This window comes from Moorena sp. SIO3B2 (assembly GCF_010692525.1).
GTDB lineage: Bacteria > Cyanobacteriota > Cyanobacteriia > Cyanobacteriales > Coleofasciculaceae > Moorena > Moorena producens.
The window spans coordinates 1-11,297 of the sequence record NZ_JAAHHE010000207.1 but is presented as its reverse complement, the minus strand read 5'-3'; the positions used below and the strand labels follow the sequence as shown (position 1 = coordinate 11,297).

Below are 11,297 nucleotides of genomic sequence, written 5' to 3'. Positions count from 1 at the left end.
GGAACATGAATGGGGCGCAACTTTGGAGTCTGATGGGGATGTAGCAGCGATGGTAGATAGGCGTTGGGCTGAATATGGGTTAGGGGATTTAGATCTGAAGGATGTTGATCCCAATTTGTTTGGGTATAATATTTGATTTATACATCAGCTGTCAGCGGTCAGTGGTCAGTGGTCAGCGGTCAGTGGTCAGCGGTCAGTGGTCAACTTCAAACCAAATGCCAAATTTAGTCGAGTCAAGTAGATTACTAGAAAGCGATTGGCCGTAGGCCACGCTACGCGATCGCATAAATCCCCTTAGAGGTTTTATATAGCACTATGCATTAAGGTGTTTGACATTTATAAAAGCAGCACAAGCTATTATAGTCAGCTATTGCCTATTGTTAGCATGCCTATTGCCTTGCGCGTAGCGCTATACCAACTCATCCCCTGCTATCGGTTCTGTATCTGGCACTGATGCTAATATTGCATCAAAAGCGATGCAGCGCGGTCTTGGGGGTTTCCCCCATGAGCGACTGCATCAAGACACGCTTGTAATCTGCTTTTTCAGCATAACTCTGCATTAGTTGTACAACTTTATGAGCTTCAATTTTTTCGGTAACAGCACTCAGTAACCACTGCTCGATAGAAACTTGATTTTCTTGAGCAAGACGTTGAATTTCTTTCAACAACGTCTCAGGTAATTGTAAAGGATAATAACTCATTCTATAACTTGCTCCTGTAAATTGAGAGAGTGAACCAACTCTCCTGTTCTAATAACTTAAATGCCGAAAGATTAGGCAGCTGGCAAAAAATATGGTGTTGGTGATTTTGAGTCTGATTTCGCCCCCCTAGCCCCCCAATTTTGGGGGGAATAAAACTCTTAAAGTCCCCCAATGTTGGGGGATTTCGCCCCCCTAGCCCCCCAATTTTGGGGGGAATAAAACTCTTAAAGTCCCCCAATGTTGTATGATTTCGCCCCCCTAGCCCCCCAATTTTGGGGGGAACAAAACTCTTAAAGTCCCCCAATGTTGTATGATTTCGCCCCCCTAGCCCCCCAATTTTGGGGGGAATAAAACTCTTAAAGTCCCCCAATGTTGGGGGATTTAGGGGGCTTGCTCAAAACCAGATGATCCCGCATTAATACTTCAATTCAGCAACGCCAAAAATCTTGTAAATTATAGCGATTCTCATAGTAATTAGATACACACAATATTTTTACCGACTCCCTACTCCCTACTCCCTATTCCCGATTCCCCTAAAGCGCCTCCCCAATCAAGGTAAATGCCGCCCAATCCTTCGGATTACCTGACTTCGGTATCATAGTCAACATGGCTTGGCGCAACGCTTGAGCTTTATCCCCTGTGCTCTTAAGATTCCGATAAAACTCCGTCATCAATTCTGTGGTTTTATCATCAGGAATTGACCACAAGGAAACTATCACACTGGGAACACCCGCTCGAACTAAGGAACGAGATAAACCAATAACCCCCTCACTACTGATGTGACCAACTCCGGTCTCGCAGGCACTGACTACTACTAGTTCTGCACTGAGTTCCATAGTAAAGATTTCTTCAGCAGTTAGTAGTCCGTCCTCTCCTACAGAAGGAGCCAAGGCGATCGCACTCCCAATACCTTTAATACGAGTGGGATCAAATAACCCGTGGGTAGCCAAATGAATATACCTGGCCCTGGGCATCTGGCGTTTAACTTTGGTTTCGGTAGCTTTTTTTCCCAATAGGGGTTGAGCCTTTAACTGGGAGGCAATATTTTTAGCTTCCTCTTCTGCATGGGGAAGAGGAGATAATTCTAGTACCTTGGGCATGGTAGGATTACCAACTACCAGGGCAGTTTGGGATGATTTAGGAAGGTTTTGCCGTTTCTGATGGGTTAAGCCCAAGACTTCGATGGAGGGAGCAGTGAGGATGGTGTGTTTCTCAATTAAGTACTTTCCCTCCTGGTCTTGCAGGGCTGGGAAAGGAACAGAAAACAGTTCTCTGTGAGGGATAAAGACTACACGAGCCTTCTCATCCTTGGGCAGTAAGTCTGCAATTGGCTCAATCAACAGTTGATGAAGCTGTTGTAAGCGGGGTTTCTCAATATTAGGGGAATCGACAATCCTGACAACATCAGTAATTGGGCGCTCGATTGTTACCCCTTCTTCCCACCCTGGTAACTTGAGTTGTAAAGTACCTTGTTGACCATTAACTTCAACTACTTGCCACGGTTCCTCGAACTGGTCATCCTTGAGTTTGACCCAATCACCCTGGGACGGTTGTCGGGAAGAGTGACTACTGCGACATTGACCATGGTCTGCAAGGCAATCATATCCGTTTTTAAGTAGCTGCTGGAGAGAGGTATCTGGAGGTAGTTTAACCAAGCGCCATTCAATTTTGCCCGTAGGCTGGATCACCCAAATAGAGATTCCTCCATCGAAAATAATCGAGTATTCCACGAGTGTGGCCTTCTGCTGCTGGGCAACCTGTTTGATTTTCTTCAGGTTAGGGTAATTTAGTGGAGTATCTAGTTCTGGGGATAACCCCTTTGCCAGTAATTCCGCCAAAGCACGAGCACGCCCCCTTTCCGCAACTTCTAATGCAGCATCGGTTTTATTTCGAGCAATTAGAACTTGCTGCAAAGCGAGATAGGTATTAGATTGCTGCTCGGATAGAGTAATTTTATGGTTATCTGGCAAGCCTGGTCGTAGAGATTCCCTAACCTCCATTGCTTTGGTGAGAAAGGTTTGAGCTTGTTTAAGATCACCTGATTTAAATAGAGCATATCCTAAGTTATGGAGGAAGCCTCCTTCCCTCTGCCGGTATCCTATTGCTCGTGCAATGGTTAAACTCTGCTGGTGGTTTTCAATGGCCTTTGGGTAGTCTCCCAGGTCTTTGTAAGTATTACCGAGATTGCACAGAGAGCAAGCCACACCTGAGCGATTTCCTATTTTTCGGTCAATAGCCAAACTCTGCTGGTAGAAATCAATGGCCTTTGGGTAGTCCCCCAGGTTGTTGTAAGCAAGACCGAGACCATTGAGAGAGTCAGCCTCACCTGAGCGATCGCCTATTTTTCGTGCAATGGTTAAACTCTGTTGGTAGTTTTCAATAGCCTTTGGGTAGTCCCCCAGGTTGTTGTAAGCATTACCGAGACCTATCACAGAGTTAGCCACACCTGAGCGATCGCCTATTTCTCGGTAAATTTCCAAACTCTGCTGGAGGTTTTCAATGGCCTTTGGGTAGTCCCCCAGGTTGTTGTAAGTATTACCGAGATTGCCCAGTGAGGAAGCCACACCTTGGCGATTTCCTATTTCTCGGTAAATAGCCAAACTCTGCTGGTGGAAATTAATGGCTTTTGGGTAGTCCCCCTGGGAACTGTAAGCATTACCGAGATTGTTTAGTGAGTTAGCCTCACCTTGGCGATTTCCTATTTCTAGTGCAATAGCCAAACTCTGGTGGTGGAAATTAATGGCTTTTGGGTAGTCCCCCTGGGAACCGTAAGCATTACCGAGATTGTTCAGTGAGTTAGCCTCACCTAAGCGATCGCCTATTTCTAGTGCAATAGCCAAACTCTGCTGGTGGTATTCAATTGCATTTTGGTAGTCACCCAGGAAATAGTAAGCATTACCGAGATTGTTCAGTGAGTTAGCCTCACCTTGGCGATTTCCTATTTCTAGTGCAATAGCCAAACTCTGCTGGTGGTATTCAATTGCCTTTGGGTAGTCCCCCTGGAAACCGTAAGCAAGACCGAGATTGTTCAGTGAGTTAGCCTCACCTTGGCGATTTCCTATTTCTAGTGCAATAGCCAAACTCTGCTGGTAGAAATCAATGGCCTTTGGGTAGTCCCCCAGGTTGTTGTAAGTATTACCGAGATTGCCCAGTGAGTTAGCCTCACCTTGGCGATTTCCTATTTCTAGTGCAATAGCCAAACTCTGGTGGTGGAAATTAATGGCTTTTGGGTAGTCCCCCAGGTTGTTGTAAGTATTACCGAGATTGTTCAGTGAGTTAGCCTCACCTAAGCGATCGCCTATTTCTAGTGCAATAGCCAAACTTTGCTGGTGGAAATTAATGGCTTTTGGGTAGTCCCCCTGGGAACCGTAAGCATTACCGAGATTGCCCAGAGAGTTAGCCACACCTTGGCGATTTCCTATTTCTCGTGCAATAGCCAAACTCTGCTGGTGGTATTCAATTGCCTTTGGGTAGTCCCCCAGGTTGTTGTAAGTATTACCGAGATTGCCCAGTGAGTTAGCCACACCTGAGCAATAGCCTATTTCTAGTGCAATAGCCAAACTCTGCTGGTGGTATTCAATTGCCTTTTGGTAGTCACCCAGGAAATAGTAAGCATTACCGAGATTGTTCAGTGAGTTAGCCACACCTGAGCGATCGCCTATTTCTCTTGCAATGGTTAAACTCTGCTGGAGGTTTTCAATGGCCTTTGGGTAGTCCCCCAGGAAATTGTAAACATTGCCGAGATTGTTCAGTGAGTTAGCCTCTGCTGAGCGATCGCCTATTTCTCGATAAATAGTGAGTGCCCTCTGCCAAGACTGCAATCCTTTCCGAAATTGACTCACTTTAGCCTTTTCAATACCTTGATTAAGAAGTCGGTCAGCTTCCGCTTTACGGCTTTCTGAAGTTTGAGCTAGTGCTGGAGAAGCTGCTAATAGGGTTGAAACATTACCTAGCGACGGTGGTGAAAAACTACCTAGTATACCGAGGAGTGCAATAGTGGCTATTCTAGAAGACTTCATAGTTATTACCCCTATATCAACTTGCAATCAACCCAAAGAACAGAATTCTATTTATTTAACGGCGGTAGAATAGCCAAATCATGCAAGTGCGATCGCAAAACTCAGAATTTCCACTAATCTCAATCCAGGAAAGTGCGATCGCCTCACGAAAATTTGTTTCCTCAATTAGCTTCCCCAATCAAGGTAAATGCTGCCCAATCTCTGGGATTCGGTTGTTCTGCCATGGTAGTCAGCATTGCTTGACGCAAAGCTTGAGCTTTATCCGTGGTGTTACCAAGGTTTTGATAAAATCGAATCATCAACTGAGCAGTAGGAGAATCAGAAACTGACCAGAGGGAGACCACAATACTGGGAACTCCAGCAGAGATTAAGGCACGGGACAAACCAATTACCCCATCACCTGTAATGCGCCCCTGTCCAGTGTTACAGGCGCTCAGCACTGCTAGTTCTGCCTTTAATTTTATGTTCAATTTCAGTATTTCTTCAGCACTGAGTAATCCATCATCAGTTGGGGAAGATGCCAAGAGAATAGCGCTACCTAAACCTGTAATCTCGTCCAATACTCCATGGGTAGCAAAGTGAATGAATCTGGCTTGCTCTAGCTGCTGTAGAATAGCTGTTTCCGTAGCTTGCTCACCGATTAAGGGTTGAACACCTAGTAGAAAGGCAATTTCCCTAGCTTCATCTTCAGACCATGGTAGTTGAGGTAGCACTAGAGGTTTTTCCCCTGGTAGAAGCCGAACTTTAGGCATAGTAGGATTACCAACTACTAAAGAGGAATTTTCTTTAGCCGCTTTCCATTGCTTCTTGTCTTGTTCCCGCGCTTTTTGATGGGTTAAATCTAGGACTTTAATCGATGGAGCAGTCAAGATAGTATGTTTCTTAATTAAGAACTCTCCTTCCTCATCTTGTAAAGCGGGAAAGGGAGTGTAAAATAGTTCCTCTTGAGGAATAAATACGACATGGGCATTAGGATCACTGGGCAAGAGGTCAGAAATAGGTTGAATCAGAAGTTGATAGAGTTTCTGTAAACGTTGTCGATGAAAGTGAGGAGAATCAATAATTTCTTTGACATCAGTGATAGGACGATAAATCGTAACTCCTTCTTCCCAATCAAACAGTCTTAGGGTTAATATCCCTTCCTCAGCATTGACCTTAACTATTTGCCATGGATCATCAAACTGGTCATCGTTCAATTTGACTAAATCCCCCTGATCAAGTAGGATTTGGTTCGTATCACTACGACATTGGTCACTGTAGATGATGCAAGCACGTCCTCTAGTAACTAGGTCTTTGAGAGAAGTATTTTGAGGTAGTTGGACGGAGCGAAACTGGATTGAACCCGTAGGCTGGATCACCCAGATGTAAAGTTCTTGAGAGGAAACAAGGGAGTATTCTACAAGAGTGGCATTTTGCTGTCGAGCAATTTGCTTAATTTCCTCTAGTTTGGGGTATGTTAGTGGAGAATTCGACTGTGATGCTAAGTTATTTGCTAATAATTCCGCCAAGGCACGAGCACGTCCCCTCTCCGCAATTTCCAATGCAGCATCACTTTTATTTCGAGCAATTAGAACTTGTTGCAAAATGCGATAGGTATCAGATTGCTGCTCGAAGAGGGAAATTTTATGGGTATCTTTCAAGTTTGTGCGTAGAGATTCCCTAAGCTCCATGGCTTCGGTGAGGGTGGTTTCAGATTGATTAAGATTACCTGATTTAAATAGAGCTAATCCTAAGTTATTGAGGGATATGCCTTCCCCCTGCCGGTCTCCTATTTCTCGTGCAATAGCCAAACTTTGCTGGAGGTTTTCAATGGCCTTTGGGTAGTCCCCCTGGGAACTGTAAGCACTGCCGAGATAAGCCAGATAGTGAGCCTCACCTTGGCGATTTCCTATTGCTCGTGCAATGATTAAACTCTGCTGGTGAAACTCAATCGCCTTTGGGTAGTCCCCCTGGGAATTGTAAGCATTGCCCAGATTGTTCAGAGAGTTAGCCTCACCAAAGCGATCGCCTATTTCTCGTGCAATGCTTAAAGTTTGCTGGAGGTTTTCAATGGCCTTTGGGTAGTCCCCCAGGTAATTGTAAGCAATGCCAAGATTGCCCAGAGAGTAAGCCTCACCTTTCCGGTCTCCTATTTCTCGTTTGATAGCCAAACTCTGCTGGTGCTTTTCAATGGCCTTTGGGTAGTCCCCTAGGGAATTGTAAACATTACCGAGATTGGCCAGAGAGTTAGCCACACCTTGCCAGTCTCCTATGTCTCGGTGAATAGCCAAACTCTGCTGGTGAAACTCAATCGCCTTTGGGTAGTTTCCCAGGTAATTGTAAGCATTGCCAAGATTGTTCAGAGATCCAGCCTCACCTTGCCGGTCTCCTATTTCTCGTTCGATAGCCAAACTTTGCTGGAAGTTTTCAATGGCCTTTTGGTAGTCACCCAGGTAATTGTAAGCAATACCGAGATTGCCCAGAGATCCAGCTTCATCTTGCCAGTCTCCTATTTCTCTTACAATAGCCAAACTCTGCTGGTGAAATTCAATGGCCTTTTTGTAGTCCCCCAGGTGTTGGTAAACATTGCCAAGATTGCCCAGAGAGTAAGCCTCACCTTTCCGGTCTCCTATTTCTCGATAAATAGTGAGTGCCCTCTGCCAAGACTGCAACGCTTCCCGAAATTGACTCACTTTAGACTGCTCCATACCTTTATCAAAAAGTCGGTCAGCTTCAGCTTCACGTCTTTCTGAAGTTTGAGCTAGTTCTGGAGAAAGGAATAGGGTTAAAACATTACCTAGCAACGGTGGTGAGAAACTAGCTAACAAAGCCAAAAGGATAATTAATCTAAGTCTTAGATCTTTCATGGCCATCACACAAACAATAAGGGAACAGGTAATAGGGGGATTTTTCTGTTCAAAATTCCCCCATAACCTCGTTAATTTTCAGCAGTACAACAATCAACTAAAGGCTTTGAGTCAATCTCTTCCAAACCCACCTGCTGCAACAACTCCATCCAGTCCTCATCAAGTGATTTATCCTCGGGATTAGCCAAACGCAGTTCAGCGAGAGTAGTTAGGGCATCAAACCACAACCCTTGTTGGGCATAAACAGCAATACGCTTCCTTGGATTCTTGTCCTCTAACTGCTTTTCTAAATCAGAACTTATCGATACTCTTTCAACTCCACCATTAACGAAAGCATCATCTAATCGGTCTATTAATCGGCCAGTGGGATTGCAAATCACAGAGAAACGCCAACGATATAAATCTTCAGTAACAAGTTTTGAAACCGTTTCTGGTAGAGTTATTTTGACAATTCCCGGTGTATTTTTGAGCGTGAACGTTTCTTTGTAGACTTGATTATATTCCTTATCCCGCAGCAAAAATTCTGCTGGGATTTTCCTAGCCTGAGAATAGGAAACATAAAACCAAAAAGTAGGATTATCACTAGTAGTTAAGCCAAAATTAGTACCAGGAACCAAAGCAATAGCTGAACAATAGTCCCCACGAGTTCCTGCACCTTTACGTTTACCAGGCGCTCCTTTAGGAGGTAGAGTAAATTTTAATCCTTTGACCAAATTCGTGACTGGTTTAATTATCTCTAGCGCTGTCACTGGGTTAGGTTCAAAAGTAAATAACCAAGTCAGAGTCAGACCAATAATTATCTTTTGTAGACGCCATTTATTATGATTCATTGAATCTCTCCCAATAGTTGATATATCAAGTATGTCATCAAGCTATTTAATGAAGATGCAAACCTGAAACTTAGAAAGCAGCCATCTAAACCACCTGAAAGTTTGAGGCTGTAAAAAATTAACCTATTTATATAACAGTGTTAGTTTTGAAAATTATGCAAAATACTGGAATTACTTTTTTCAGCGTTGCTGTATTGAAGTCTGAATCAGCGATCATTTGATTTTGCTAAAGCCCCCTAAATCCCCTAAATTTTGTTTAATTTTAGAGTTTTGCCTCCCCCAAAATATGGAGCTATGGATTAAAATTATACCCAAAATAAGCAAATAGATTTTGTCAATTACCCAAAACCGATCAACTCATCGATACAGCTCTCTTGTAACCAACAATCATCCCTGTAGCTACAAAAGCCAAACCCGAAGGGATTAATGGTATCCACCAACCTTGAATAAAGACAATAAAGCAAACACCAGATAAAACTACCAGATTGGCGATACCCACTCCCACCCAATGAAAGAGTCGTTTACAGACCAAAACCAAGAAACCCCCTAGACTGCCCCAAGCCCAAATCCAGAAAAACTCTCCCCACTCGGACCATACCCACAACGGTTGTTGTCCATCTTTGACCGCACTCAGAATCTGACTAACCATCTGAGCATGAATAAAGACACCACGCATCTCTATAGTCTGGTTTGAATTCCGAGTAAAAGGAGTGGGAAAATTATCTTGAACGCTAGGGGCAGTAACACCAATCAAAACTACCCGGTCTTTAACCCAACTCGGTTCAAATTGATCCGTTAGAATCTGTTTTAGGGTAACCCTTTGGGCGATATCACCAGGAGTGCGATAATCCAGTAGCATCTGATAGCCAGCATTACTCGTTCCGGAGTAATTACCAGCATAACCAGGCAACGACCTTAAAGTGGTTTGCCCTAATTGCACCTCACCCTCTGGTGTCGGCTTAGGGTCAATCCCCTCTGCAGCTAAGTAATGTAGTGCTAACTGCAAACTTAGAGACATCTCAGTCTGACAAGGGGAATTACGGTTAAAGCTAGCATACCAAAGATAACGGCGCAGTACCCCATCGGAGTCAATCACCACATCCGCAAAGCCCAAACGTTCCGGTGGCACTTCTGGGGGTGGGGCAATACCACCATAGTTACGAGTGGGGTTACTAGCTTGACAGACAGCAAAAAAGTTATCCATCCTTGCCAAGGGATTAGCCAAATCCTGATACTCCTCACTGACCGGAAAATCACGATAGATATCCAAGCCAATGGCACGAGGGTGATGAGCCTGTAATTTATCCAACAGTTGAGCCAAAGCCGCATCAGCCAGGGACCACGTACGCTTCATACCCTGGTCATCCTGATACTGAAAATCCTCCTCAGTTATTTCAACCACTAACAGCCTCGGGTCAACCCCTTGGTCGGGTCGCCAGCGCATAAATTGGTCATAAGCCTGTAACTCCCAGGGTTGGATTACCCCCAATGGCCGCACCACCATCAGGGCAAGGGTAACCAGAAAACTGGCAATCACAGCCGTGCGGGGTAACTGCCAAGGAGACTGGTTGATCGGACCATAGCGTAATTCTTTCCAAGTGGGGGGTTGAACGGTAGGGTTTTGGCAAACCACCGGTAACCAACTGGCACAGGGATACTGTTGTTCCCAGCCATGTAATTTTTCCCGTGCTTCTGCCACGGAGCTATACAGAGACTCACCCCGGATGTAAGCTTCCAGAAAATACCGCAAAAACTTGGGTGATACTGGGTCTGGCACTTTCTCGGCCATCACAATCACCTGGGGCAAATACAAATCCTGCTGTGCTGCCAACTGGTAGGCTAAGCCGAGACCATCACAGGAATTAAAAATAGCTAACTGCAACCCTCCTGCGATCGCTTTCTTCAAGGCAAACCGCAGATCATCGATAGTCAACCGTTCCGTCTGATTGAGTTGAATTTCCCCCCGCTGCCCCTCTTGGGAAGTGCCACTGTGACCAGCAAAAAACAGAATATCCCACCCCTGCTCCCATAACTGCTGATTCAACTCCGATGCCTGGGGTTCCTGCCGCCAGGTAATTTGTGCCCCCGCCTTTCCCGCCAACTCCTCCAACGCCTGCTGATCAGCTTGCTGGTTAAGATTGGCACCCTGACCCAAAATTGCCAGAATTCTGACCTTGCCCTTGGGAGTAGGCTGCCGGTTAAGGGGGTTGGGACAATCGTATTCAATGGCACTCAGGGCAACTTCGGCCTGGGCTTCCGCCAGTAAATCCCAGCGGTGCCAGGGAAACCGACGCAGCCAGGGATTATTGGTCTGTAACAGCAGTTGAAATTTTTTCCCCGAGCGCAATAACTTATCCCGAATCGAGCGAAACTCTGGATCAGTATTGAGCCAGTGATTAAGACTCCCTTCCAAAACCTCAGCTGCTTGCCGACAAGCCGCAAAGGCTTCCCCCCGCTGGGATGAATTAGTCACCTGTTCGGGATTGGCACTCAGAGCACGAAATAGCATTTCCAAACTCAGATACCGTTGCTGCCAATGGCGATAACAGTTGAGTAAGTCTCGATTCCCCGACAACCGCCCTTTAATCCGAGTTTGGGACGGAGAATGGATATCCCCTTGCCGAATTTCCAGGGTGGCATCAAACCCCTGCTCAAATTCTCCGTCTAATATTAACGTTAACAGCCTCTTCATTGATCTATTTTTGACAATTTTAATAAGCAGTCAGCTTAAGCGCTACGCGCACGCTACGCGAACAGCTATCAGCTATCAGTTTTCAGTTTTCAGCTATCAGCTATCAGTTTTCAGTTTTCAGCTATCAGCTATTTATGGGTTATCAGCTGTCAGCTATCAGCCATCAGCTATCAGCAAGTTATCTTTGAATAAAACCGGTAAGCATTGGT

The 11,297-nt window shown here is 45.1% G+C and carries 7 protein-coding genes; 1 reads left to right on the top strand and 6 read right to left on the bottom strand.

Going from position 1 to position 11,297, the window contains the following annotated elements; translation table 11 throughout:
• Positions 1–467: 467 nt before the first annotated feature.
• The 6 genes from F6K38_RS27825 to F6K38_RS27800 form a co-directional block, all read right to left on the bottom strand.
• Entirely contained in the window at positions 468–701 is a 234-nt protein-coding gene (locus F6K38_RS27825) for a CopG family transcriptional regulator (RefSeq protein WP_287358320.1), read from the bottom strand.
• A gap of 533 nt (positions 702–1,234) precedes the next feature.
• Positions 1,235–4,720, bottom strand: a complete 3,486-nt coding sequence (locus F6K38_RS27820) for a CHAT domain-containing protein (RefSeq protein WP_287358318.1) — start codon at positions 4,718–4,720, stop codon at positions 1,235–1,237.
• A gap of 55 nt (positions 4,721–4,775) precedes the next feature.
• The gene (locus F6K38_RS27815) at positions 4,776–4,898 is read right to left on the bottom strand and encodes a hypothetical protein (protein ID WP_287358317.1); all 123 of its coding nucleotides are present in this window, start codon (positions 4,896–4,898) and stop codon (positions 4,776–4,778) included.
• On the bottom strand, positions 4,882–7,566 hold the full coding sequence (locus tag F6K38_RS27810; RefSeq protein WP_287358314.1) for a CHAT domain-containing protein: 2,685 nt from the start codon (positions 7,564–7,566) through the stop codon (positions 4,882–4,884). The genes F6K38_RS27815 and F6K38_RS27810 overlap by 17 nt, the downstream gene beginning before the upstream one ends.
• 71 nt (positions 7,567–7,637) lie before the next feature.
• Positions 7,638–8,396 carry a DUF928 domain-containing protein gene (locus tag F6K38_RS27805; RefSeq protein ID WP_287358312.1) on the bottom strand — a complete coding sequence of 253 codons (759 nt, stop codon included), beginning with the start codon at positions 8,394–8,396 and terminating at the stop codon, positions 7,638–7,640.
• A gap of 352 nt (positions 8,397–8,748) precedes the next feature.
• Positions 8,749–11,088 (bottom strand): CHASE2 domain-containing protein, encoded by a 2,340-nt coding sequence (locus F6K38_RS27800; RefSeq protein ID WP_287358310.1) that lies wholly within the window; start codon positions 11,086–11,088, stop codon positions 8,749–8,751.
• A gap of 10 nt (positions 11,089–11,098) precedes the next feature.
• Here F6K38_RS27800 and F6K38_RS27795 point away from each other — a divergent pair.
• Positions 11,099–11,297: hypothetical protein (locus F6K38_RS27795; RefSeq protein ID WP_287358308.1), on the top strand; the 199-nt coding region annotated here is incomplete at its 3' end.

Bases quoted from the DNA above. Each gene is read 5' to 3' on its own strand.
- F6K38_RS27825 (WP_287358320.1), bottom strand. From the start codon at position 701: ATGAGTTATTATCCTTTACAATTACCTGAGACGTTGTTGAAAGAAATT.
- F6K38_RS27820 (WP_287358318.1), bottom strand. From the start codon at position 4,720: ATGAAGTCTTCTAGAATAGCCACTATTGCACTCCTCGGTATACTAGGT.
- F6K38_RS27805 (WP_287358312.1), bottom strand. From the start codon at position 8,396: ATGAATCATAATAAATGGCGTCTACAAAAGATAATTATTGGTCTGACT.
- F6K38_RS27800 (WP_287358310.1), bottom strand. From the start codon at position 11,088: ATGAAGAGGCTGTTAACGTTAATATTAGACGGAGAATTTGAGCAGGGG.
- F6K38_RS27810 (WP_287358314.1), bottom strand. From the start codon at position 7,566: ATGAAAGATCTAAGACTTAGATTAATTATCCTTTTGGCTTTGTTAGCT.